The sequence below is a fragment of the Amycolatopsis arida genome, from assembly GCF_900115565.1.
Lineage (GTDB): Bacteria > Actinomycetota > Actinomycetes > Mycobacteriales > Pseudonocardiaceae > Yuhushiella > Yuhushiella arida.
Window position 1 is genome coordinate 303,461 of the sequence record NZ_FOWW01000005.1, and the last position, 24,661, is coordinate 328,121.

Annotated in this window: 22 protein-coding genes; 6 read left to right on the forward strand and 16 right to left on the reverse strand. The window is 74.1% G+C overall.

All coding sequences use genetic code 11. The features are described 5' to 3' along the window. Positions 1-65 precede the first annotated feature (65 nt). On the reverse strand, positions 66-1,670 hold the full coding sequence (locus BM051_RS17140) for a Y-family DNA polymerase (RefSeq protein WP_092531301.1): 1,605 nt from the start codon (positions 1,668-1,670) through the stop codon (positions 66-68). Positions 1,671-2,536: 866 nt separating this feature from the next. Further along, complete coding sequence (locus tag BM051_RS17145; RefSeq protein ID WP_243859584.1) at positions 2,537-3,292, reverse strand: hypothetical protein; 756 nt, start codon at positions 3,290-3,292, stop codon at positions 2,537-2,539. 630 nt (positions 3,293-3,922) lie between these two features. Between BM051_RS17145 and BM051_RS17150 the strand changes: the two genes are divergently transcribed. Beyond that, positions 3,923-4,468: a hypothetical protein gene (locus BM051_RS17150; RefSeq protein WP_092531151.1), complete on the forward strand. Its 546-nt coding sequence runs from the start codon at positions 3,923-3,925 to the stop codon at positions 4,466-4,468. On the opposite strand, the gene BM051_RS17155 is transcribed toward BM051_RS17150, so the two are convergent. From BM051_RS17155 to BM051_RS17205, 11 genes are all read right to left on the reverse strand, one after another. Beyond that, positions 4,455-5,156: a DUF899 domain-containing protein gene (locus BM051_RS17155; RefSeq protein ID WP_092531152.1), complete on the reverse strand. Its 702-nt coding sequence runs from the start codon at positions 5,154-5,156 to the stop codon at positions 4,455-4,457. The genes BM051_RS17150 and BM051_RS17155 overlap by 14 nt on opposite strands. A 96-nt stretch (positions 5,157-5,252) precedes the next feature. Beyond that, positions 5,253-6,812 (reverse strand): bifunctional phosphoribosylaminoimidazolecarboxamide formyltransferase/IMP cyclohydrolase, encoded by a 1,560-nt coding sequence (gene purH / locus BM051_RS17160; protein ID WP_092531153.1) that lies wholly within the window; start codon positions 6,810-6,812, stop codon positions 5,253-5,255. After that, complete coding sequence (purN, locus tag BM051_RS17165) at positions 6,809-7,429, reverse strand: phosphoribosylglycinamide formyltransferase (protein WP_092531305.1); 621 nt, start codon at positions 7,427-7,429, stop codon at positions 6,809-6,811. Before purN ends, purH begins: the two co-directional genes overlap by 4 nt. Before the next feature lie 182 nt (positions 7,430-7,611). Next, positions 7,612-9,270, reverse strand: a complete 1,659-nt coding sequence (locus BM051_RS17170; RefSeq protein WP_092531154.1) for a cell division protein PerM — start codon at positions 9,268-9,270, stop codon at positions 7,612-7,614. 244 nt (positions 9,271-9,514) lie between these two features. Further along, the gene (locus BM051_RS17175; protein ID WP_092531155.1) at positions 9,515-10,255 is read right to left on the reverse strand and encodes a DUF5336 domain-containing protein; all 741 of its coding nucleotides are present in this window, start codon (positions 10,253-10,255) and stop codon (positions 9,515-9,517) included. A gap of 194 nt (positions 10,256-10,449) precedes the next feature. After that, positions 10,450-11,337: a succinate--CoA ligase subunit alpha gene (sucD, locus tag BM051_RS17180; RefSeq protein WP_092531156.1), complete on the reverse strand. Its 888-nt coding sequence runs from the start codon at positions 11,335-11,337 to the stop codon at positions 10,450-10,452. Between the two features lies 1 nt (position 11,338). Continuing rightward, on the reverse strand, positions 11,339-12,508 hold the full coding sequence (sucC, locus tag BM051_RS17185) for an ADP-forming succinate--CoA ligase subunit beta (protein WP_092531157.1): 1,170 nt from the start codon (positions 12,506-12,508) through the stop codon (positions 11,339-11,341). 219 nt (positions 12,509-12,727) lie between these two features. Further along, positions 12,728-12,964: a hypothetical protein gene (locus BM051_RS17190; RefSeq protein ID WP_092531158.1), complete on the reverse strand. Its 237-nt coding sequence runs from the start codon at positions 12,962-12,964 to the stop codon at positions 12,728-12,730. Then, the gene (locus BM051_RS17195; protein ID WP_092531159.1) at positions 12,961-14,757 is read right to left on the reverse strand and encodes a hypothetical protein; all 1,797 of its coding nucleotides are present in this window, start codon (positions 14,755-14,757) and stop codon (positions 12,961-12,963) included. The genes BM051_RS17190 and BM051_RS17195 overlap by 4 nt, the downstream gene beginning before the upstream one ends. A gap of 11 nt (positions 14,758-14,768) precedes the next feature. Further along, positions 14,769-15,155 carry an alpha/beta hydrolase gene (locus BM051_RS17200; protein WP_166677742.1) on the reverse strand — a complete coding sequence of 129 codons (387 nt, stop codon included), beginning with the start codon at positions 15,153-15,155 and terminating at the stop codon, positions 14,769-14,771. Continuing rightward, entirely contained in the window at positions 15,074-15,868 is a 795-nt protein-coding gene (locus BM051_RS17205; protein WP_341770813.1) for an alpha/beta hydrolase family protein, read from the reverse strand. Before BM051_RS17205 ends, BM051_RS17200 begins: the two co-directional genes overlap by 82 nt. Before the next feature lie 904 nt (positions 15,869-16,772). On the opposite strand from BM051_RS17205, the gene BM051_RS17210 reads away from it, so the two are divergent. Continuing rightward, on the forward strand, positions 16,773-17,588 hold the full coding sequence (locus BM051_RS17210; protein ID WP_092531162.1) for a M23 family metallopeptidase: 816 nt from the start codon (positions 16,773-16,775) through the stop codon (positions 17,586-17,588). Between the two features lie 10 nt (positions 17,589-17,598). On the opposite strand, the gene BM051_RS17215 is transcribed toward BM051_RS17210, so the two are convergent. The 3 genes from BM051_RS17215 to pcrA all read right to left on the reverse strand — a co-directional run bounded on the left by BM051_RS17215 (position 17,599) and on the right by pcrA (position 21,058). After that, positions 17,599-17,883, reverse strand: coding sequence for a hypothetical protein (locus BM051_RS17215; RefSeq protein ID WP_092531163.1), 285 nt, complete (start codon positions 17,881-17,883; stop codon positions 17,599-17,601). Between the two features lie 103 nt (positions 17,884-17,986). Beyond that, positions 17,987-18,568, reverse strand: a complete 582-nt coding sequence (locus tag BM051_RS17220; RefSeq protein WP_243859585.1) for a dihydrofolate reductase family protein — start codon at positions 18,566-18,568, stop codon at positions 17,987-17,989. A 54-nt stretch (positions 18,569-18,622) separates the two neighbouring features. Then, complete coding sequence (gene pcrA, locus BM051_RS17225; protein ID WP_092531164.1) at positions 18,623-21,058, reverse strand: DNA helicase PcrA; 2,436 nt, start codon at positions 21,056-21,058, stop codon at positions 18,623-18,625. Between the two features lie 250 nt (positions 21,059-21,308). On the opposite strand from pcrA, the gene BM051_RS17230 reads away from it, so the two are divergent. The 4 genes from BM051_RS17230 to BM051_RS17245 all read left to right on the forward strand — a co-directional run bounded on the left by BM051_RS17230 (position 21,309) and on the right by BM051_RS17245 (position 24,413). Then, on the forward strand, positions 21,309-21,605 hold the full coding sequence (locus BM051_RS17230) for a chorismate mutase (protein ID WP_092531165.1): 297 nt from the start codon (positions 21,309-21,311) through the stop codon (positions 21,603-21,605). A gap of 63 nt (positions 21,606-21,668) precedes the next feature. Beyond that, positions 21,669-21,983 (forward strand): hypothetical protein, encoded by a 315-nt coding sequence (locus BM051_RS17235; RefSeq protein ID WP_425319719.1) that lies wholly within the window; start codon positions 21,669-21,671, stop codon positions 21,981-21,983. A 107-nt stretch (positions 21,984-22,090) separates the two neighbouring features. Further along, positions 22,091-22,660 carry a dihydrofolate reductase family protein gene (locus BM051_RS17240; RefSeq protein WP_092531166.1) on the forward strand — a complete coding sequence of 190 codons (570 nt, stop codon included), beginning with the start codon at positions 22,091-22,093 and terminating at the stop codon, positions 22,658-22,660. A gap of 433 nt (positions 22,661-23,093) precedes the next feature. Beyond that, entirely contained in the window at positions 23,094-24,413 is a 1,320-nt protein-coding gene (locus BM051_RS17245) for a hypothetical protein (RefSeq protein ID WP_243859586.1), read from the forward strand. Positions 24,414-24,661: the final 248 nt, after the last annotated feature.

Genomic DNA, 24,661 nt, shown 5'->3' on the forward strand with positions numbered 1-24,661 from the left:
TGTCCACCGCGGAGACCGGATCGGCGCCGAGGTCGGTGACGTCGGGCTCCCACTCGCTGTCCATCTCAGTCGTACCTCCCTTCCACTGTCCACATCGGATCGCCTCCGCGCTCCCACACCAGCAGCAGCGCGGTGCCGGGCTCGCCGGGCCGGTCGCCCTCCGGCAGGACCTGCAGCCGCGCCCGGTCCCGCGCGCCCGGCCCGGTCCACCAGGCCGCCGCCACCGGCCACGGCCCCGCCCAGTCGAGCACCCGTCGGGCCCGACCGCCGGCCACCGCCACCCGGTGGGGCGGCGCGGTGATCCGGTGCCGCGCGGTGATGCCCACCGGCTCCCCCGCCGCGTCGAGCACGGTCGCCGGGGGTGGCCGCTCGAACACCGTCGCGGGGGACGGCGGCGGCAGCCGACCCGGCCAGGGCGCGCCGGGGTCACCGGCCGGCTCCGCCCGCTCGCCCCACGGCACGAGCCGTACCCGTTCGGCCGGGCCGCGCCCGCCGCCGAGCACCGGGGTGAGCACGCCGTCCGGGCCGAGCAGGGCCTGCACCCGGACCAGTGCCCGGCCGGCCCGTTCCGTCGCGAGGGCGTGCTCGTCGCCGAGCCCGCCGCGGGCCGTCCCACCCGGCCCCGCCGGCCACAGCCCGAGTTGCAGGGACTGCCCGGTGACGGTCTCCTCGGGCTCCAGCCGCAACCGGACGACGCCCGCGGTGGGCCGCTCCCCTTCACCCGCGCGCAACCAGCCCTCGAACTGCCAGCGCACCCGGTCGGCGATGCCCTGTGGGGTGAGCGGGTCGGCGCACCGCCACACCCGGTCGAGCTCCTCGCCCCGCTCGGTGACGGCGTGGATGCCCAGCCGGGTGCACGCCAGGCCGCGGGTGGCGAGCCCGGTGTGGAACCGGCTGGCCAACGACCTGGCCACGAACGCGGCGGCGTCGATCCGTTCCAGTGGCGGGTCGAACGACTCGGTGACGGCGAGCTCCGGCGGCGGGGCGCGGCGGTGCGGCGGCCGGTCGGCGCGGCCCCTGGCCAGCCGGTGCGCGAGCACTCCCGCGCTGCCGAACCGGGCGGCCACGTCCCGCTCGGCCAGCGCGGCGAACGCGCCGAGGGTGCGCAGGCCCAGCCGGCGCAGCAGGTCGACCAGCTCGGCCCGGTCGGATCCGGGCTGGTCCAGCTCGGTGATGCGCAGCGGGGCGAGGAACTCCGCGCTCGCGCCGGGCGGGACCACGGCCGAGCGGTGCGCGGCGAGCACCGCGGCGAACAGCCCGTCGGCGACGCCGACCTGGCACTCCACGCCCGCCCGGCCGGACACGTGGTCGACCAGCAACTCCACCAGGCGCTCCTCGCCACCGAAGTACCCGGCGGCGCCCCGCGCCGGCACCGCGACCACGCCGGGGCGCACCACCTCCACCCCGACGACCAGCTCCTCCACCGCCGCCGCGACGGGTTCGAACAGCCGCGCGTCCCGGTCCGGGTCGTCGCCGAACACCACCAGCTCCGGGCACCGGGACTGGGCCTCCCGGCGCCGCATGCCCCTGCGGACCCCGGCGGACCTGGCGACGGCCGAGCAGGCCACCACCCGGTTCGCGGCGAACACCGCGGCGGGCCGGTGCGCGGGCACGCCGGCGGCCAGCCCGGCCGCGACCACCGGCCAGTCGGGGCACCACAGCACGAGCAGCCGCACCGGCGCATCCCGATCGCCGGGCCGTGCGGGTGGGCCGGAGGGCGGATCGGTGCGGGCGTCCCTCGCATCCGGGCGCGGTGGGGCGAACTCATCCCGATCTGGCCGGTCAGGTCGAGCCGGAACGCCCGGACCAGGTTGGGCAGGCTCTGGTGCCGAGTCACCACGCCGCGGCGCGGACGAACCAGCGGGCGGACCGGGCCGTCCGAGGGAGCCGACGGGCGGATCGGGCCGGACATCCGAAGCGAACCAGCTCCGCCCGGACGGAACACCCCGCCCGGACCGCACAGACCCAACCAGAACCGACCGGACACGCCCCACCGCAGCCGGCCGGGCCGGCCCAACCAATACCGACCGGACAGGCTCCACCGGAGTCGACCGGGCAGGCGCGACCGGAGCAACCGGAACAGATCGGGGGGACCGCTCCGCAACGACCGAGCCCCGCCCGTCGGGCGCGAGCCCAACCAGCCCCGCCCCGCCGCCACCGGAACACCCGAACGAACCAGCCAACAAACCAGACTGGGCAGCGGAGTCGCGTGGGTCGGACCGGGCAGCCGAAACAGGCCAGCTCAGTCCGGACGAAACACCACTCCGCCCCGACCGCGCGGCCCCAACCAGAGCCAACCGGACACGCCCCACCGCCGCCAGCCGGGCAGGCCCGACCACAGCCAGCCCGGCAATCGCAGCCGACCGGGCGGGTCCGACCGGAGCAGGTGGAGTCGAGTCGGCGGGCCTCGTCGGAGCGGCCGGACCTGGTTCGCCGGGCGGCTGGTGAGGGCGCCACGCCACGTCCTCGGGCCGCACCGGTACCGGGTCGCCGGGCGAGCGGGCCCGCGCGGGGGCAGGGGTCTCGTGGGCCACCGCTACCCCACTCCCCGCTCGTCCCACGCGGGCCCGCCGGCGGCCGCATCGGCCGCACCGCCCGCACCGGCGACCGCACCACCCGGCGCGGGCAGCAACACCGCCGCGTGGACGGGGCGCGCCGCTGCCCCACGGCCCGTCCCGCACACCTCCACGCGACGCTCGCGCAGGAAGCCGTACCCCTGGTCGAGCCCGGTCCACCGCTCGGCCGTGGGGCGGAGCTCCACCTCCGCGCCCGGCCAGTGCCCCAGCGCGAGCAGCACCGCCCCACGGTGCCGAGCCCGCGCGGACAGCCGGTGGGCGGCCGGACCGGACACCGTCCCCGCCGGCCGGACCGCGACGAGGTCGACGCCGTCCAGCAGCGCGGCCGTCACCCCGACGACGTCCGCACCCGGCCGCGGCACCAGCGCCAGCCTGCCGACCTCGACCCCCAGCTCCGCGGCGGCCACGACCCCGAGGTCGGGCATGCCCACCGCCGCCGCCCACGATCCGCCCGCCGTCGCCTCGGCCAGCAGTGCCAGCAGCAGCGACGTGGACCCGTGCACCGCGACCGTGCAGCCCCGGCGCAGCCCGCCCCCGGGCAGCAGGTCGGCCAGCGCCGGCGGCACCGGCAGCAGCCGCCCGGTGGTCCGGGCGTGCCGGGCCGCCTCGGCCACCCCGCTGGCCGTGCGCACCCCGGGCAGTGCCGCCAGGTGCGCGACGGTCCCCGGCGTCCCCGGCATCCCCGCGGACTCCGGCATCCCCGCGGACTCCGGCATCTCCACGGACTCCGGCGTCCCCCCGGACTCCGGAGCGCCCGCGGCCCCAGCCGTCCCCGCCGGCCGCCGCTCGACCCGCTCCGTCCCCGAAGATCGGGCTTCCCGAAGAGCGCCGGCCGCCGATCCGCCCCGCACCTGACATCACCTCCCCACGAGCGCTACCGAGCCACCCGCGCCTGGCGCGGGTGGAACCTGCCCACCGTGGGGAAGCCGGTGGATATCGAACGTGTGTTCGATGACTAGTGAACACTCGGCATCCTCGACTGTCAAGCGGGCCCCGGGGACTCACCCGGAAGTGAGCTCGCGGCGCTCCGGCACGACCCGCTGCGGCATACTGCGCTGGACGTTCGGTCTCGACCAGCTGGGGGAAGAGCGGGCATGACGGCACCACCGGGGTGGGGCCCACCAGGACCACCGGCACCGCCGCCCGGCTCCTGGCCGACTGGAGGACCACCCGGAGGCTCCCGGGGAGGCCTACCGGCCGGAGGCTCCCGGGGAGGCCTACCGGCGGGACCACCGTGGGGAGGACCGCCGGGATGGCCACCGCACGGAGGCCACCCGGGAGCCCAGGGCTGGCCATCGCACCAGCCACCCCAGCCATCGGGCCAGCCACCGGGGCGGCGCGCCGGGGTGGTCGTCGCGGTAAGCGTCGTCGCGCTGCTGGTGCTCGGCGGGCTCGCCACCCTGGTGATCGTCTACCTGAACGTGCACCGCGACGGCGGCGTCCCACCCACCGGAGCCCAGCTGGACCCGCGCTGTGACGCCGTCAGCGAGCAGACCCGGCAACGGTTACGCACCACCAACCCCGACCCTGACCTCAGTGGCGGCGAGGAGCGGATGGCCCGCTGCGCGTGGCAGCAGACCAAGGGCGTCGACGGGGAGGGCCGGCGCCACCTCGAGGTGCAGATCATCAGCGGCGCCGACCGGCGGCCCCGCTGCGCCGGGGAGCAACTGCCGCCGCCACAACTCGGCCAGGAGGCGTGCCTGGGCGCGCGGCTGAGCGGCAACATCACCGACGTGACCCTGCAGGTCCGCCAGGGCGGGCAGTTCGTGCTGGTCAGCTACAGCGGGTGGGACGTCGGCTTCCTCGGCAACGAGCCCGCGCCGGTCCGCGACTTCGCCAACGCCGTCGCCGCCGTCGGCGCGGAGGTGCTGGACAACCTCACCGCCCGGTAGCCGAGTCCGGACGCGTCTCGTACTCGTCGCGATAGCGCAGCTCCGGACCGCCGGCCTGCAGGCCCAGCGCGGCCGCCCTGCCCTTGGGTTCCTCCCACTCCTCCTGCCGGCCGAGCGCGGTCAGGTCCAGGAAGCTGGTGGTGCTCCCGAGCCCGTCCAGGCCACGGGCGTACGTCGAGTACGTGTGGAACACCCGCGCGCCGTCGCGCAGGAACGTGCTCAGTCCCGGGTGCTCGCCGTCGTCCCGGGTCACGTCGAAGTCGCGATTGAAGTCGCTGCCGAAGGACGAGTACCACGGCATCGTCCAGCCCATCCGCTCCTTGAACGGCGTGATCTTGGCCAGCGGGGCCCGGGAGACCACCGCGAACGTGGTGTTGCGGACGTGCAGGTGCGTGAGATACCCGATCTGGTCCAGGAACCCCGAGCAACTGCGGCAACCCAGGTCCCACTCCGGGTCGAACATGGCGTGGTAGATCACCAGTTGGAGCCGACCCTCGAACATGTCGAGCAGGCCGAGCCGGCCGTTCGGCCCCTCGAAGACGTAGTCCTCGGTGATCTCGACCATCGGCAGTCGGCGGCGCTCGGCGTTCAGCGCGTCCCTGGCCCGGGTCGCCGCCTTCTCCTTGACCAGCAGCTCCTCGCGCGCTCTGGCCCACTCTTCCCTGGTCACGACTCGCGGCAGACTCATCTCTGTTCCTCCCGTTCCGGCTCCTGCCAGTACCGACCCCGGAACCCGACGAAACTCATCGGTGCCGGCTACTCGGAACGGACTCGGACCAGCGGGCTAGTGCGCGAAGTGGCGGGTGCCGGTGAGGTACAGGGGCACGCCGGCCGCCTCGGCCGCCGCGGTGACCTCGGCGTCGCGCACCGAGCCACCCGGCTGCACCACCGCGCGCACCCCGGCGTCGAGCAGCACCTCCAGCCCGTCCGGGAACGGGAAGAACGCGTCCGACGCGGCCACCGCTCCCGCGACCCGGTCGCCGGCCCGCCGCACCGCGAGCCGGGCCGCGTCGACCCGGTTCACCTGCCCCATCCCGACGCCGACCGTCGCGAGGTCGCTGGCCAGCAGGATGGCGTTGGACTTCACCGACCGCACCGCCCGCCACGCGAACGCCAGGTCGGCCAGGGTGCGGGCGTCCGCGGGCTCCCCGGCGGCCAGGGTCCAGCGCGCGGGGTCGTCACCGGGGGCGTCGAGCGCGTCCACGGTCTGCACGAGCACCCCGCCGGAGATCGGTCGCAGCTCGACCCGCGCCTCCCCGGCGGGCTCGGGCAGCCGCAGCAGCCGGATGTTCTTCTTGCGCCGCAGCAAGTCCAGCGCCTCCGGCTCGAAGTCAGGGGCCAACACGACCTCGGTGAACACGTCGGCGATCTGCTCGGCCGCGGCCACCGACACCGGCCGGTTCGTGGCGATCACCCCGCCGTAGGCCGACACCGGGTCGCACGCGTGCGCCTTGCGGTGCGCGTCGGCCACGTCCACGCCGACGGCGATCCCGCATGGGTTGGCATGCTTGATGATCGCGACCGCCGGCTCGCCGAAGTCGTACGCGGCCCGGCGCGCCGCAGCGGTGTCGACATAGTTGTTGTACGACATGGCCTTGCCGTGCAGCTGCTCGGCGTGGGCGAGGCCCTCGCGACCGGAGCGGTAGAGCGCGGCGCCCTGGTGCGGGTTCTCGCCGTAGCGCAGCACCTCGCCGCGCTCCCAGGTCATCCCGAGGAAGTCGGGGAAGCCGGTGTCGTCGGCCGGCGCGTGGACCTCGGCGAACCAGGACGCTACCGCGGCGTCGTAGGCCGCGGTGTGCGCGAACGCCCGCGCCGCCAGCCGCCGCCGCTCGGCGAGGTCGAACCCGCCGTCGCGGACCCGCTCCAACACCCAGCCGTAGCGCGCGGGGTCGACCACGACGGCCACGCTGCCGTGGTTCTTCGCCGCCGCCCGGACCATCGCCGGCCCGCCGATGTCGATGTTCTCCACGCACTCGTCCGGGCTCGCCCCGGACGCCACGGCTCGCTCGAACGGATAGAGGTTCACCACGAGCAGGTCGAACGGCGTGATGTCCAACCGCCGCAGCTGCTCGACGTGGTCCGGTCGGGTCAGGTCGGCGAGCAGCCCGGCGTGCACCCGCGGGTGCAGCGTCTTCACCCGGCCGTCGAGCGACTCGGGGAATCCGGTGACCTCCTCGACCGGCGTCACCGGCACCCCGGCGTCGGCGATGACCTTCGCGGTGCCGCCGGTGGACACGATCTCCACGCCCGCGGCGTGCAGCCCGGTCGCGAGCTCCAGCAGGCCGGTCTTGTCCGAAACGCCGATCAGGGCGCGCCGCACCGGGCGCCGTGCCTGCTCGTTCACCTGGGGATCCTCACCTTCCGTCCGTCCACTATGCAGCCCGCACGGGCCAGCGTCGCGATCACGTCGACGAGCAGCCGGCGCTCCACCGTCTTGATCCGCTCGTGCAACTCCGCCTCGTCGTCGTCGGGCAGCACCGGCACCGCCTCCTGCGCGATGATCGGGCCGGTGTCCACGCCGGAGTCGACGAGGTGCACCGTCGAGCCGGTGACCTTCACCCCGGCGGCGAGGGCGTCGGCGACGGCGTGCATGCCGGGGAACGCGGGCAGCAGCGCGGGATGGGTGTTGACCACCCGGTTCGAGAAGCGACGCAGGAACCGCTCGCCGAGCAACTTCATGAAGCCGGCGGACACCACCAGGTCCGGCCGGTGCGCGGCGACGGCGCCGGTCAGCGCCGCGTCCCACGCGGCCCGGTCGGGATGGTCGGCCACCCGGACGGTGAAGTGCGGGACGCCCGCCCGCTCGGCCCTGGCCAATGCCTCGACGCCCGGCCGGTCGGTGCCGACGGCCACCACCCTGGCCGGGTAGTCCGGCTGGCCGGTGGCGTCCAGCACCGCCTGCAGCAGCGTGCCCGAGCCCGAGGCGAGCACCACCAGCCGCGCCGGGACGGGCAGCTCCAGCCGATCCCGGGTGCCGGCGTCCTCGACGGGTCGGGCGGTCACGCCGCCTCCGGGTGGCACGCCGGTGGGTGCGGTGCGCCGGCCGTGTCGCGATCCCTGGTCAGCACGGTCTCCTTGCCGGGCGGTGCGCGCGGGGCGCACGGCGTTCACCTCGTCGCCCAACCCTAACGCCGGAAAGTCGATCATGAAGAGGCGGTGGGCGGCCGCTCCTCGTCGCCGTCGTCCGTGGTGGCGCCGGTGGGCTCCGTGCGCTCGGTCAGCTCCACCGAGTCGGCGGACTCCGTGGGCCGCGGGGACTCGGCGGAGCCGGGCTCACCGGGCCAGTCGGGCTCCGGCGCCTCGGTGTCCCCGGTCTCGACGAGATCGGCGGGATCGGCGGAGTCGGCGGAGTTCGCACCGCCGGCGGCTTCCGTCGCGCCGTCCGCGGGATCGACGGTGTCCTCGCGCTCGGTGGCGCCGTCGGGCTCGGCACCGTCCCCGTCGACCTCGGGCTCGGCAATCTCGGCGGTCTCGGCGGCGCCGTCCTCCGTGGTGGTGCCGTCCGTCGCACCGTCCGTTTCCGACTCGGCGGGCTCGGCGGGCTCGGTGGACTCGGCGCGCTCGGCTGGCTCGGTGGCGTCCGGCTGGGCCTCGGCCGGCTCGGGTGGCGGCGCCGAGCGCGGACCGGCGAACCACGCGACGAGGCCGCCGGGCACCGTGATCCAGGCGAACACCGCGATCGACAGCGGCCCGGCCGGAACGGTGACGGGGTCGAACGGGCCGTGCCCCAACCGGCCGCCGGCGAAGGTGCCGAGCACCACCGCGCCGAACCCACTCAACGCGCCCGCCACCACGACCGCCCGCAGCCGCACCCTCGGGTCGGCGGCCACCGCGCGCAGCCGCCAGCCGACCAGGGCACCCGCGGCGGCCGGCAGCACGGCCAGCGCCCACCACCACGGCGAGTCCGTCTCGGGCACCGCGGCGAGCAGCGGCAGCCCGGGCAGGACCTCGCCGGCGTGGCCCATCGGGGTCACCACGGTGGCGCCGAGGGAGAACCCCGGCCCCGCGGCGAAGCTCAGTGCGCCGACCACGGCGTTGGGCAGGTACCCGAGGGACAGCAGGAGCAACCCGGTCCCGCTGCCGGGGCCGGGCGCGTGCGTGCCGAACAGGGTGTGCACGGTCGGCGCCGACAGGGCGAGCCCGAGGGCGTAGGTCGCGGCACCCGCGGTGAGCAGCGCGGCGGTGCCCAGCGCCCCGGCCCGCAGGCCGCGCAGCGCGAGCGGGTCGAGGTGGTGGCGAGCCGCCTCGACCAGCCGGCATCGCCCGGCCAGCCCGACCGTCGCGGCCACCCCGGCGAGCAACGCCGGCAGCAGGAGCGCGGGCAGCGGCTCGGAACCGACCGGCGCGTTCCGGGAGAGCACCACCACGGCGACGGCGGCCAGCACGTGCCCGCCGGCCATGGCCGCGACCAGCGGAACGGCCTGGGCCGGTGCGCGCAGGCCCAGCCGCCGGGCCGCCCGCGCCGCGGAACGGGCCACCAGCACCAACGCCCCGACCGTCGGCAGCAGCGGCAGGACACCGAGCGGCTGCCCGCCGATCCGCACCGGCACCTGGTAGGCGGCCAGCCAGCCGGGAGCGGCCGCCCGCAGGACGCCCACCGGCTCGAACGCCGCCTCCGTGGTGATCCCGGTGACCAGCGCGAACAGGGCGACGACCGCGACGTACCCGGCGATGAGCGGCCCCAGTGCCGCGGCCAGCATCGCCCGGATCCACGCGGCGCGGGAGACGGCCGGGACGTCCCCGGGCTCGGTGCCAGGGTCGTCGACGGTCTCCCGGCGGAGACGCAAGGTGGGCAGCTGCATGAGCCGCACCTTCGCACCCTCAATAGGCCATATGGGTGAGCCACGCCGCCAAAAGAGCGTGCGGAACACCATACCCACCCGGTCGGGGCAGCGCGTGTTCCTCGTTGCCACGGTGGGTAGTCATCGCTGCTCGCGGGCATTCGATTTCCCGTCCCCACCCGCGAACGAACGCCCGCGGGACCGAACGGTCACCGCGGGCGCTCGTCTCACGCCCCGATCGGGGGTCGCCCCGCCGAGGTCTGGCTCAGCTCTGCGAGCCGAAGCCACCCGGCGGGGTGCCCGGCTGCTTGCCGGACTCCGGCGACTGCTGCTGGAAGAACTGGCCCTGCTGGGGCGCGTACTGGGTGGCCTGCTGGGTCGGCGGGGTCGCCGGCGGCGCGAACTTCGTCGGCTGGTTCACGCCCCCGGGCTGCTGCTCGGCCTGGCCCTGCTGACCCTGCTGACCCTGCTGACCCTGCTGGCCGTACGGGCCGGGACCGTACTGGCCGTAGGGCTGACCGTACGGCGGCGACTGCGGTCGGGCCGCGGGCGACTTCAGCACACCGTGATCGAACAGCAGCGCGGCGACGCCGATCAGCATCTGCAGGATGCCGAGGATCAACAGCACGGTGACCACGCCCGGCACCTTGGAGTGCTCCGGCACCTGCACGACGTCGAGCAGCGCGTTCAGCGCGCCGAGCACGCTGAACAGCGCCACGAACGGCATCACCTTCGGCCCGTTGGGCAGCACCCGCAGCGCGCCGAGCAGACCGGCCACGAGCAGGAACAGGATGGCCTGCTGGGCCATCCCGGCCTCCTCGGCGAAGCCGATGAAGTAGTTGACCAGGCCGAGCACCGTGACCGCGAGCGCGAGGAGGACGCCCAGGTTGAGCGAGCCGGCCGCGAGGCCCTGGCCCTGCGTCTGCCGCGGCCCCTGCGGCTGGGGCGGGTGCTGCGCGCCGCCGCCCTGAGGTGGGTAACCGGGCCCGCTGCTCGGGAAGGTCATCGGTGAGTCTCCTGTCATCCGTTCGGCACGAAAACGTTAGCGAACCCGCGCTGGGTCCGCACTGGGCCCACGCACCCCTGCTCTGACGGACGCACGAGAGGCGGCTCCGGTTTCGTCGACACCGAAAGTCCGCCGAACGGCAGCGGGCCGGGTGCCGTGTCCCGGCGCCCGGCCCGCTGCCCGTCCCCGCTCGGTCAGCGCGCCTTGTACAGCTCCCGGGCCAGCTCGGCGGTCTCGCTGGGGGTCTTGCCCACCCTGACACCGGCGGCCTCGAGGGCCTCCTTCTTCGCCTGCGCGGTGCCGGAGGAACCGGAGACGATGGCACCGGCGTGGCCCATCGTCTTGCCCTCCGGGGCGGTGAACCCGGCGACGTAGCCAACCACCGGCTTGGTGACGTTGGCCTTGACGTACTCGGCGGCCCGCTCCTCGGCGTCCCCACCGATCTCGCCGATCATGACGATGACCTCGGTCTCGGGGTCGTTCTGGAACGCCTCGAGCGCGTCGATGTGGGTGGTGCCGATCACCGGGTCACCACCGATGCCGACGGCCGTGGAGAAGCCGATGTCCCGCAGCTCGTACATCATCTGGTAGGTCAGCGTGCCGGACTTCGACACCAGGCCGATCTTGCCAGGGCCGGTGATGTCCGCCGGGATGATGCCCGCATTGGACTTGCCGGGGCTGATCACGCCGGGGCAGTTCGGGCCGACGATGCGGGTCCGGTTGCCCTTGGCGCAGGCGTGCGCCCAGAAGTAGGCCGAGTCGTGCACCGGGATGCCCTCGGTGATCACCACGGCCAGCGGGATCTCCGCGTCGATCGCCTCGATCACGGCGTCCTTGGCGAAGCGCGGGGGCACGAAGACGACGCTGACGTTCGCGCCGGTCTCCTTCATCGCCTCCTCGACCGTGCCGAAGACGGTCAGCTCCTTGCCCTCGATGGTGACCTTCTGGCCGGCCTTGCGGGCGTTCACCCCACCGACGATGTTGCTGCCGGCCCTGATCATCTTCGTCGCGTGCTTGGTGCCCTCGGAACCCGTGAGCCCCTGCACGATGATCTTGCTCTGCTCGTTCAGGAAGATCGACATGTCACGCCCCCGCCGCCGCCAGCTCGGCGGCCTTGTCCGCCGCGTTGTCCATTGTGTCCACCACCGTGACCAGCGGGTGGTTCGCCTCGGCCAGGATCCGGCGACCCTCCTCGACGTTGTTGCCGTCGAGCCGCACCACCAGCGGCTTGCTCGCCTCGTCACCGAGGATCTTCAGCGCCTCCACGATGCCGGTGGCCACCGCGTCGCACGCGGTGATGCCACCGAAGACGTTGACGAAGACACTGCGCACGGCCGGGTCGTGCAGGATGACGTCCAGCCCGGCGGCCATCACCTCGGCGGAGGCGCCGCCGCCGATGTCGAGGAAGTTGGCCGGCCGCACCCCGCCGTGCTTCTCGCCGGCGTAGGCCACCACGTCCAGGGTGGACATCACGAGGCCGGCACCGTTGCCGATGATGCCGACCTGGCCGTCCAGCTTGACGTAGTTGAGGTCCTTGGCCTTCGCCTTGGCCTCCAGCGGGTCCTCCGCGGCCTTGTCCACCAGCGCGGCGTGCGCCTCCTGGCGGAACGCGGCGTTGTCGTCGAGGGTGACCTTGCCGTCCAGCGCGATGATCCTGTTCCGCGGATCCCGGACCAGCGGGTTGACCTCCACCAGCGAGGCGTCCTCGGCCACGAAGGTCTCCCACAGCTTCACCACGACGTCGGCGGCCTCGTCGAGCACCTCGGCCGGGAAGTTGCCCTGCCGCAGGATCTCCAGCGCCTTGTCCCTGTCCACACCGGCCAGCGGGCTGATCGGCACCCTGGCCAGCGCCTCGGGGCGCTCGGTGGCCAACTGCTCGATCTCCACCCCGCCCTCGGCGGAGGCCATCGCCAGGAAGGTCCGGTTGGCCCGGTCCAGCAGGAACGAGAAGTAGTACTCCTCCGCGATGTCGGAGGCCTCGGTCACGAGCACCCGGTGCACGGTGTGCCCCTTGATGTCCATGCCCAGGATGGCCTCGGCCTTCGCCCGGGCCTCGTCCGGGCCCTCGGCCAGCTTCACGCCACCGGCCTTCCCGCGCCCACCGGTCTTCACCTGCGCCTTGACCACCACGGTGCCGCCGATCTTCTCGGCCTCGGCACGGGCCTGCTCAGGGGTTTCCGCCACGGCGCCCGGCAGCACCGGTACACCGTGGGCGGCGAAGAGATCCTTCGCCTGGTACTCGTAGAGGTCCACTCTCCAGTCTCCTGACGACACGCGACATTGCTGTGCTTCGCTCACCGAACGCGCGATCGGCGGGATGCGCGGGGCGGGCCGCTGGTAAGTAAAGCAACCCCGGCATCGCCGGCTCCGACCGCCTCGACCGCGGCCGTGGGCCCGTTCCGCCTGCTCTTCGGCCGTGACGACCCTAGCGAGCGGCGCGGGGGCCGGGGGCGCCGCACCAGGTGAACTCGGTCACCGCTGACGGCCGGCCTCGGTCGCGCCGATGTGAGTCGGCCCACCGGAGACCCAGCGGGTGACGACGGTCGCACCCGAAAGGTGGGCCAGCCCGGGTCGCGGCGGGCCGCCGGCGGTGAACACCGGGAGGTCCGCGGGCGGGGCGGCGCGTCCCGCGGCGCGGGCCAGCGCCAGCGCCTCCGGACACCGGCCGCCCCACTCGACGAGCAGCACGCGGGGCCGGCGGCGGGTCACGATCCGCGGCGCGCGCCGGGCAGGGCCAGGCCGGCGGCGACCAGTGCCGCCGCCGCACCGGCCAGCGCGAGCCACAGCCCCGGGCCGGGGCACGCGCCGGTGATGCCGGTGCGCAGCGGCAGCTCGGCGGCGCGCAGCAGGAGGAGTCCGGCGATCCCGGCCAGCAGCGCGACGGCCCTGGCCGGCCGGCTGCGTGGCACCAGGGCGAGCGCGCCGAGGACCGTGAGCACGCCGGCGAGCAGGCCCCAGGACGCCGGCGTGAAGTGCGACCACAGCCCCGGGGCGGTGTAGTCAGCGGCGCGGACCACCGGAAGGCCGAACGCGGCGACACCCAGGATCGCCGCGGCGACCAGCGGGGTGAGGACGTTGGGCGCGGCCCGCCATCCGGCCGCGCCGACGACGTCCATGGCCTCCTCCCGCTCGACGGTTCCGGCCACCGCCGAGGAGCAGCCGGTGGCCGCGGCACCGACCATCGCCAGCGCGACCCACAGCACGCCCAGGGTGGACACGGACAGCGCGCCGAGCTCGGTCGCCGCCAGCGCGGTGTCCAGCACGGCGGCGCCGGTGACCAGCGGACCGGCCCAGAGCACCGAGAGCGCCGGCCGCACCCGGGCGGCGACCGCGGGCCCGAACATCGCCAGGCCCACCGTGCCGAGCAGCAGGCCGGCGACCAGGAACCACCAGCGGGCCGAGCTAGGCACCGCCGTGTTCGTCGCCGAGACCACCTGCTCGGTGAAGGCGCCGCCGACCGCGGCGAGTGCGGTGAGCACGGCGATCGACCCGGTGAGCAGGTCGAGCGGGCGCTGGCCGGGCAGGGTCGCCGTGCCGGCCAGGTCGGTGGGCTCGGCCCGGCGCGCGGGCTGGGGACCCGATGGCGTGCTCGCGCTCGCCGGGAGCGGGGTGACGCCGAGCACGACCAGCCCCGCCGCCGCGAACGCCAGCAACACCGGTCCGGCGGTGACGTCCAGCGCGGGGAGTGCGGCCGCGGCCACCAGCGGGGGCGCGGCCAGTGCCGCGGTGGCGAGACCGAGACCGAGCGGCCCGCCGCGGGCGAGGCCGGGCGCGGGTGAGCTCGCCGCGAGCGCGGCGGCCACCGGCAGCGTGGCGGCCAGCAGGAGCAGCCCGGCGGCGGCGGGCATCGGCGCGTCGATGGCGCCGGACGTGGGCAGGTAGGCGTCGTGGGAGCCGAAAGGGGCCATCAGCAGCCCGAGCGCGCCCACCACGGCGACCGACACCACGGCCAGCAGCCGCCAGCGCGATCCCTGGCCTTCGCCCTGCTCGTCCCGGACGCGGAGGGCGAGCAGGCCGGCGACCGCGGTGGCCAGGTGGCCGGCGAGCAGCAGCCACAGGCCGGCCGCGGGGCTCGGGGACGTCAGGTCGGTGGGCACGTGCAACTCGGGCCGCGCGGCCGCGGAGGCGTCGGCGGCGAGCTGGAGGTCCAGCAGGGCACGGCCGGGGGCGAGCGCGGCCGCTCCGACCAGCACGCCGGCGGCGAGTCCTGGGCGCCGGCGGGGTGCCGGAAGGAGCGCCGCGGCCGCCGCGGCGGCGACCGGCAGCACCGCGAGCAGCACGAGGAGCGGGCCGCTGCCGAAGCCGGGCCGCGCGCCGGCCACGACCGGGACGAGGCCGCCGAGGGCGAGCAGCACGGCCCCGGCGGTCGCGGCGGCGAGCGCGCCGACCAGTGGGGCCGCGAGTCGCGCGGGCGGGTCGGACGTGCTGCCGCCCGGAGGACCGAACGAGTCCCGGGGGTCGTCCGACGGTTCCCCCGAGGGCGGACGATTGCGCGCAGTCATCGTCGGCGACGCTAGCAAGCACGACCGGCCGACGCCCGCCCACCACGTCCAATCAGGCGGCGGGAGGCGGCGGTCCGGCGCCCGCGGCTCGGGACTCCTCGATCAGCGAGGGAGCAGCTCGCCGGGTCACCGGTGCCGTGCGGGGTCAGCGTGCCGTCGGTGAGACAGGCGTTGACGCGCTCGACCAGGCACCGGTTGCCCAGCGGGTACGCGACGTGCCCGTCACCGTGCCCCATCGTGCGGACGCCCGGCAGCTGGTCGGCGACGTGCCGCGCGCCGAGGTTCGGCGTGAGGTTGTCCCGCTCACCGATGCCGATCAGGACCGGTGGCAGCCCCGGCGCGGGGAGGGGCCGCGGCGGGAACGTCGGCGGACCGGTGACGCCGAGGCAGCGGCCCACCTCCATCCTCGCGGACAACCAGCCGAACCGCGCGCGAGCTCGCGCAGGCGCCGCTCCATCCCGCGGAGCTCGGTGAAGCCGGGCACGTCGGGCAGGAAGTCGTGGCACAGCAGGGCGTTTCGCACGGTGCCGGGTGGCTCGGGCTCCGGCTCCCCCAGCTCGGTCGCGAAGGTGGTGACGCCGCCGTCGCGAGTGCCGGCCAGCATCGCTTGTCTCGGCGGGTTCATTCCCACCGGCATCCCGACCCGCGGCTCGCCCAGCGTCAGCACACCGCTGCCGGGCCGGCCGGGTTTCGGCAACGGGCCCCGCTCGGCCCGCGCCGCCACCTCGCACCAGTCCCGGAACCGGGTGAGCTGCCGCTCGTGGGTCAGCGCGTAGCACGCCAGCCAGCCCGCAAGCCCGGGCTGGGTGTAGTCGGTGACGCCGTCGAGGTACATCCGCCCCACCCGGTCCGGGAAGAGCTCCGCGTAGGTCTGTCCGTAGATGCCGTACGAGTTGCCGAGGTAGTGCAACCACTCCTCGCCGAGCGCGACCCGCAGCGCCTCGACGTCGTGGGCCAGCTGCCACGACGTGCGGTGCGCGTACGCCGAGCCGGTTGCCTGCGCGGCAACTCGCGTCCTAGGCCGCGTTGCCGCCTCCTGGTCCCGCCATGCCCGTCGGGAGGGGTCGCCGACGAGGTGGAAGAGCGACAGCGCCGGTGTCTCGCAGCGCACCAGGGTCCCGTTGTCCTGACTGCCGAGGCCCGGTGGGTCGAACGCGACGATGTCGAACCGTGCCCGAGCGCGCGCACCGCGGGAGGCAGCTGGGCGCGGACATCCCCCGTGGTGTTGCCCGCGCCGAAGTTGACCACGAGCGCCGATCCGCCGCGCCGGATCGGTGGCGGGGATCCGGCCGCGGCTCAGTGCCCGTGATCGGGCCGCCGGCCCTCGCCCGGTCCACCGGCATCGACACCAGGCCGCACTGGACCCCGCCGCGGTCGGACCAGGCGATGTCCCGCGGGCTCCCGGCGATCGTCGTGGCCGGTGGACCTCGGCGGCCGCGGAGTGCCGTACTCCCGCGAGGTGCCGGTGGTGAACGCCCACCCCGCGCCGGTGGTCGAGGACAGGACGAAACCGTCCACCACCAGCACACCGAGCTCGCGTGCTCCCGTTGTCCTCACCCGGTGCCCCCTCGGTACGGACTCGCCGCCGGATCGAAGTGACGCAACGGACTGAGGGTGCTGGGGTGCTGGGAGGAGGCGGAGTCAGTGGAGTCAACCGAGGCGACCCGGCGGCCGCACGAACGAGTCGTGCCACCCCGGGGACGCCGCGGACCGGACGGAGGAATGGTTGAGCGCTTGTAACCCAACTCACACCAAATGGAGTAATTCCGCCTGCCACCTTGCGTGATCTGCGCAGCTCGCCGTCCCGCGCGAGCTCCTCGTTCGGCCGACACGCAAGCGGGATCTTGCCCCGAACGGTGCCTCTTCGTTACTGTCCCCCGGTCCCCATTACGGTCAGGTCACGAACGGACTGGTCCCCCCAGGGCCACGAGCGGTTGCCCCCGAAGCCGCTCACCGGGATCCCCCGCCCGGCGTCCGCCACCGACCTGGCTCCCCGAGTAACGGAAGGCCCTGACTTGGCTCGACACCGCTCCCCCGGCGGCCAAGCTCCTTCCCCGGTACTCGAACAGGCACTGGACGGTGCCGTCGTTCGCGTCCGGGGGTCACATCGGCTTCCCGCGCCCTCGTCGGCCCTGCGCGGCCGCGTGGTGGTCGCGGCCGTCGCCGCTGGCGCGTTCGCCGCCGCTGCCGCCGGTCAGACCCTGCAGACCGTTGCCTCCGCCGACTCGGACACCGGGGTAACACCGCTCGCCAGCGCGCGTGACGCGAGCGCGGCCCTCGGCGTCGGTGGTGACGCACCCGCCGCGCCCGAGCTGCTCCCGGTGGCCCGCAACAGCGACGCGTCGGCCGAGGTGCAGAAGCTCACCGACAGCTCCGAGGTCACCCAGGCTCGCATCGAGCGCGAGGCCGAAGCGGCCCGCAAGGCCGCCGAGGAGGCCGCCCGCCCGAAGACCGTCCTCCCCGCGCAGGGCCGGTTCACCTCGGGCTTCGGCATGCGGTGGGGCGCGCCCCACTACGGCATCGACATCGCCAACGCCATCGGCACCCCGATCGTCGCGGCCGCGGACGGCAAGGTCATCGAGGCCGGCCCCGCCAGCGGTTTCGGCCTGTGGGTGAAGATCCGGCTCTCCGACGGCACCACGCACGTCTACGGCCACATGCACAGCTACTCGGTGCGCGTGGGGCAGAACGTGAAGGCCGGCGAGAAGATCGCCGAGATCGGCAACCGCGGCCAGTCCACCGGTCCGCACCTGCACTTCGAGGTGTGGACCCCGGACGGCAGGAAGGTCGACCCTCGCGCCTGGCTCGCCGCGCGCGGCGTCAGCGTCTGACCGACCCGACCTACCGTCGGGGTACCCGGCGCAGGAAGTAGCCGACCGCCACCTGCCAGACGGTGCACAGCTCGCCGTTCCGGTGCGCCGGCGGCAGCCACCACCTCCGGTGCCCGCAGCCGGCACACCGGCCGTCCGCTCCCCGTGCGTGGCGACGCAACAACGCCCGCCACGCGGCGACCAGCCTGACGACCTCCGGCGCCAGTGGTCCCCGCTCCCCGTTCGCCCGCGCCGCGAGTTCGTCCAGGTAGCGACATACCCCGGCGGCGACGAGATGAAACGCTTCGTGCTCCACACCGCGGTCCCCCGTTTCCAGGGTGGCGGGTGGCCACCCTGACATCGAACTTGTGTTCGAGCCGAGGGTAGGGAGGGGGTCTGACAGTTTCGGTGGGGTGGCGTCAGGCGCGCACGTACCGCAGGTAGACCGTCCCGGACGGGAAGGTCCGCTGCTCCGCCAGCCGCAGGGGCACCCTTGTTCCGGCGGCGAGGTACGGCGTGCCGCCGCCGAGCACGACGGGCAGGACGAACATCGCGAACTCGTCGATCAGGTCCACCAGCGCGGCGGCCAGCGTGGGGCCACCGAGGCTCAGGTCGCCTTCGGTGCTCCGCTTGAGGCGTCGCACCTCGGCCTCCGCCTGGTCACGGCGGACGACGCGGACCCCGTCGGGCACGGTGTCGAGGGTGTCCGAGAACATGATCCGCGGGGTGTCCAGGTAGATCCGGGCGAACTCCCGCTCGACCTCGGGCAGGTCCGCCCGCGCCGCGGCCGCGGTCCACGGCTCCTCCATCACCTCGTAGAGGCGCCGCCCGAACAGGAAGGCGGCCGCGGACCGGGCCTGCTCGTTCGCCAGCCGGTGCACCTCCTCGTCCGGCTCCAAGAACGCGATACTGCCGGCCGCGTCCTCGACGTACCCGTCGAGCGACACGATCATCGAATAGCAAACCCTGCCCATGGTGCGCTCCCTGTCGTCCGACGCCATCGCCAGGGCAGCCTTCCCGCCCCGGCGAAACTCATCGGCGGGAACGGCAAGATGTCAGAGCTTCACCATGGGCACGCTGCCGATCAGCATCAGCCGGACCTTGCCGGCGGTGCCGAAGTCGATCGTCGCGGTGGCCCGCGGCCCGCTGCCCTCGGTGGCCACCACCGTGCCGAGCCCGTACTTGTCGTGGCTGACCCGGTCGCCGACGTCCAGCTTGAGCGCCACCGTGTCCTTCCAGCCCTTGAACGACGTCGTCCGCATCCCGCCCGCCGCCAGGCCCGCCTGCGCGGAGTCGGCGCCGAACGACCGCCGGCCCCAGGTGGTGGCCGCGCGCGGCGCGGCACCGCCCTCCCGGCGCGTCGGGTCCTCCCGCCGCCACTCCACCAGCTCGGCCGGGATCTCGTCGAGGAACCGCGACGCCGGGTTGGTCATCGGCTGCCCCCACGCGGTGCGCACCACCGCCCTGGACAGGTACAACCGTTCCCGCGCCCTGGTGATCGCCACGTACGCGAGCCGCCGCTCCTCGGCCAGCTCGGCCGGCTCGCCGAGGGCCCGGAGGTGAGGGAACACGCCGTCCTCCCAGCCGGTGCAGAACACCACCGGGTACTCCAGCCCCTTGGCCGTGTGCACGGTCATCAGCGTGACCACCCCGGTGTCGCCCTGCTCGCCCGACTCGTCCGCGCTGGGGATCGAGTCCGCGTCGGCCACCAGCGACACCCGCTCCAGGAACGCCGGCAGCGAGCCCGGCTCCGGCACGCCGGCGTCCTCGTCCTCCGGTGCCGGCACGGTCTCGGCGATCTCGGCGAACTCCCTGGCCACGGTGACCAGCTCGTCGAGGTTCTCCAGCCGGGAGGCGTCCTGCGGGTCGTCGGACTCCTCCAGCTCGGCGCGGTACCCGGTGCGGTCCAGCACGGCGGTCAGCAGGTCGGCGACCTCGTGCCCGTCCTCGACCAGCTCGTGCAACCCGTCGAGCAGCTCGACGAACCCGGCGATGCACTTCTGCGAGCGCGGGTTCAGCAGCGGCACCGTCCCGGCGGCCGCGGCCCGCAGCGCGGCCGCGAAGGAGATCCGCTCGCGCTCGGCGTGGGTGGCCACCACGGCCTCCGCGCGGTCGCCGATGCCCCGCTTGGGCACGTTCAGGATCCGGCGCAGGCTGACGTCGTCCTCGGGGTTGGCCAGCACCCGCAGGTAGGCCAGCGCGTCGCGCACCTCGCGCCGCTCGTAGAAGCGCACCCCGCCGACCACCCGGTAGGGCAGCCCGAGCCGGATGAAGATCTCCTCGAACACCCGCGACTGGTTGTTCGTCCGGTAGAACACGGCGACGTCGGAGTAGCTCGCCTCGCCCGCGTCGGCCAACGCGTCGATCTCCCCGGCGACGAACGCCGCCTCGTCGTGCTCGTTGTCGGCGACGTAGCCGACGATCTTCTCCCCGTCACCGGAGTCGGTCCAGAGCCGCTTGTCCCGCCGGTTCGGGTTCCGCGCGATTACCGCGTTCGCCGCGGACAGGATGGTCTGCGTGGAGCGGTAGTTCTGCTCCAGCAGGATGGTGCGCGCGTTCGGGAAGTCGCGCTCGAACTCCTCGATGTTGCGGATCGTCGCGCCGCGGAACGCGTAGATCGACTGGTCGGCGTCGCCCACCACGCACAGCTCGGCCGGCTCCAGGCCCGACTCCGTCGGCCGGGTCCCGACACCGCCTCCAGGGCCGGCGGGCCCGGCCAGCTCGCGGACCAGGGTGTACTGCGCGTGGTTGGTGTCCTGGTACTCGTCGACCAGCACGTGCCGGAACCGGCGCCGGTAGTGCTCGGTGACGTCCGGGAACACCTGGAACAGCTCGACCGTGCGCATGATCAGGTCGTCGAAGTCCATCGCGTTGGCCTGGCGCAGCCGGCGCTGGTACTCGGCGTAGACCTCGGCCACCCTGCGCTCCAGGTCGTTGCCCGCCCTCCCGGCGGCGGCGTCCGCGTCGAGCAGCTCGTTCTTCAGGTTGGAGATGTGCACGGCCAGCGTGCGCGCCGGGTACCGCTTGGGGTCGAGGTCGAGGTCCCGCGCGACGAGCGTGATCAGCCGCCGGGTGTCGTCGGCGTCGTAGATGGAGAAGTTCGACGACATGCCCAGTGTCTTCGCCTCGCGGCGGAGCAGCCGGACGCACATCGAGTGGAACGTCGACACCCACATGGCGTTGGCCCGCCGGCCGACCAACTCGCTCACCCGGTCGCGCATCTCGGCCGCGGCCTTGTTGGTGAACGTGATCGCCACGACCTGGCCGGGCCGCACGTCCCGCTCGGCGAGCAGGTAGGCGATCCGGCGGGTCAGCACCCGGGTCTTGCCGGAGCCGGCGCCGGCCACCACCAGCAGGGGCGAGCCGGTGTGCTCGACCGCGGCGCGCTGGGCGGGGTTGAGGTCGCCGAGCAGGTCGCGGTGCCGGTCGACGTCCCGTGGCGAGTGACCACCCGGGGCGGGTTCGGAAGGCAGATCGAAGAGGGTGCTCATCAGGAGTTCACGCTACCCGCCGGCACCGACGCCGCCGAGGGTCACCGGACGGCGTGCCGCGCGCGGTGCCGCTGTTGTGCCATACTGGCCGCGTGCGGCACGACACTTTCCGATTTTTCTACGGGAACCGGACTCCGGCTCCCGTGATCGCGTAGTGCCCTCGCCATCACCAGAAAGCCCCGGAGTCCACGGACCCGGGGCTTTCGTCGGCTCCGGGCCGGATCGGGATCCGGACCGACCGGAGGACCAGATGAACACGCAGACGCACGAGGCGGGCGCCGCGGAGAACGGTGGGACCGGCGACCAGCCGGACATCGAGACCCTGCGCAAGGAGATCGACTGGTTGGACGCGGAGATCCTGCGGCTGGTGAAGCGCCGGATCGAGGTGTCGAGGACGATCGGCGCCGCCAGGATGGCCGCGGGCGGGCCGCGGATCGTCTACAACCGGGAGATGGACGTGCTGGCCCGGTACCGCGAGCTCGGGCCGGAGGGCCGCCAGCTCGCCATGGCGCTGCTGAACCTGGGGCGTGGCCGGCTCGGTCGGTGAGCCCGGGAAAGATCCGGGTGTTCCCCCGATCCGGTCCAGGCGGGCAACGGGCAGACTGGACGCATGGAGACGATCGTCAACCTGATCGCCGTCGTCATCGCGATCGCCAGCGTGCTGGCGGCGCTCGGCCACGCGGGATACCTGGCGCTGCTGGCCAGCGCGGCGAACAAGCGGGCCGGCGGCACGCCGATCGCCCAGTACGTCCGGTCCCGGTGGCCGGTGGCCGGCGGCACCCTCGCGGCGTCCCTGCTGGCCTGGCTGTTCACCTCGGGGAATACCGGAATGGACGTGCTGGCGATCCTCCTGGCCGCCGGTAGTGGCACGGTCGCCACGAAGGCACTGCAGTCCACCCAGGCCAAGTACCGCAGCGGCGGCTGAGCGGGGGTAGCCCGCGCACCGCACGGCGCGATGAGCTCTCCTCCCGCCGCGGGTCTGTCCCGGTGAGCCCGCGGAAACCGCGCGGGCCACGAGCGAGGAGGAGCGCGATGCGCAAGGTGGTCCTGTGGATGCAGGTGTCCGTCGACGGCTTCGTCGAGGGGCCGAACGGCGAGTTCGACTGGCCGGTGGTCGGCGAGGAGCTGCACCGCCACTTCCTCGACGAGGCCGGGACGATGGGCACCTTCCTGTACGGCCGGAAGGTGTACGAGCTGATGGCCTCCTTCTGGCCCGATCCGGCGCGTTTCGGCGCGAGCACCGAGTTCGACCTGCGGTTCTCGGAGTTGTGGAAGCCAATGCCGAAGGTCGTCCTCTCCACCACCCTGGAGCGGGCCGACTGGAACGCCGAGGTCGTCCGCGGCGACGTCGCCAAGGAGGTGGCCAAGCTCAGGCGGCGACCGGGCGGGGACATGGTGCTGTTCGGCGGCGCCGACATCGCCGGGACATTCCTGCGGGAGGGGTTGCTCGACGAGCTCCGCCTGTTCGTGCACCCGGTGGTGCTCGGTGGCGGCACGCCGCTGTTCCCCACCCCGCTGGACCGCATCGGCCTGCGGCTGGAGTCGGCGAGGACGTTCGACTCGGCGGTGGTCGCGCTGCGCTATGCCCCCACTCGGGGGTGACCGGCGGAACGACGAGCATGCAGTCGATCGGCACTTGACTACTCCACGGCACCGGGCGGGCGGCGGCGTCCGGCTGATTCGCCCGATCCGGCGGCGCCGGGGAGGTGCCCGACTACCGAGGAAGGCAGCTCCCCCCCGCGCCAACTGCCCCGACGGAGTGAAAGCGAAGAAACTCCCCGCCCGGGGGCGCAGAAGGGCCCGAACGCTCTTACGCTTGGTCGGACGAAGACCGCTGTGGCAGGGGTCGGCGGAGCTTCCTGGGAACTGGGCTGCGCACTGTCCGATGCAAGTGCATCGGCGCCGTGCAGATGACGGCGTGCAGATGCGGATGCGTCGACACGCGGGGCCAGGACCGCTCGGATGCCCGCTCCTCCGTTCGGGCCATTCCGAGCGGAAACCCGTCAGGTGACCGGAAGGGAGGGGTCCATCCAGCATGAACGGCGGGACCGATTCCACCGATCACCAGACCCTGCCCGGGCATCGGTCGGGACGCCACCGGCGTGGTCACGGCGCCGGCGGCTGGACCCCGGCGGTGCCGGCGCAGAGCCGCGGCGGCCGGCACGTGGCCCCGGACGACCCGCTCGAGGCGACCATCCGCGGCTCGTTCCCGGTGGCGTTCCTGAGGGACGGCTATGCCGACCACCCGCACACCACCACCGAGCCGCACCGCCACGGCGGCCACCACAGCATCAGCGGGGAGCTGCCGGTGGCCCCACAGGCCCGACTCGCACCCCTCGTGCCGTCAGCCGTCATCGGGAGGCCGGTCGGCGGCGAGGACACGGCCGGGCACGACCGTGTCCTCGCCGACCCCACGAACCCCACCGAACCCACCGAACCCATTGACACCGCCGACCTCGCTGATCGCGACCCCGACCGGCCGACGGTGCGGCGGACCAGGATCACCCTCACCGCCCCGCCGGAACCACCGGCGTACGCGGAGGTCGACGAGGACGACGCCCGGGTGTACGCGGCGCCGGTCCCGGACGGGCTGAGCACCTTCGACCTCGGCACGGTGCCCGCCTCGGTCACCCCGCCGAAGAGCTGGCGGAAGGCCGCCTGGTTCGCCACGGTCTCCTCCGGCGGCGTGGTGGTCGCGCTGCTGCTCGCCGGGTCGTTGCTGGTGGAACCGCCCGGCAACCCCCACTCGCAGGCGATCAACGGATGGACCGAGCGGGGCGGGCAGCCCCTGCTGGAAGGCGAGGAGCTGGCCGACGAGAGCGACACCATCCGCCGGTCGCCGGAGAGCGGCACCTCCTCGCCGGCCGATGCCGATCCGACCACCGACTGGTCGCCGCTCCCCGGGTCCCCCGGCCCCCGCGCGTCGAGCTCGGCGCCGGTGGCCAGGACACCGGGTCCTTCCGCGGCGCCGTCGCCGACCTCCGAGCAGCGCGCGAAGCCGCGCAAGCCGCCCCCCACCAAGGCCAAGCGGGCCTACGCCCCGCCCAAGCACTTCATGTCGATGGACCCGAAGACCATGGCCGACCGCTCCGAGTTCTACCTCAACGAGGTCACCGAGAACCCGGCGGCGGCGCACGAGGTGACCACCGGTGAGCTCGCCGCCGGCGGGCCGGAGGGCCTGCGCCGCCGGCATGGCCACGTTGCCTATTACGAGGTCAAGGAGATCTACGTCGACCCGAACGAGGGCTACACGGTGAACACCGTGGAGGTCACCCATCCCGACGGGAGCAAGAGCACGCAGCGCCGCACACTCGTGTTCGGCGACGACACCAAGATCCAGCGCGACGGTGGGTGACCGCCGCACCTGCTCCCGCCTGCGAATGCACGTGCGAATGGCCGTGTCCCTTGCACGTGCCGTGCGGTGAATGGTTGAAATTTGAGCTATCCGGGTGATGGGCACTGCCGCTCGTCGTGTCCCGGATACTGTCCACCGACTCCCGCTGGTCGTCGCCGGACCCACCAGGTTTCCTGGTTCCGGGGTCCGCAACCGCGTGTCCACGAGACACGCACCAGCACGACCGCAACCGCGGCGGGACCGGCCGA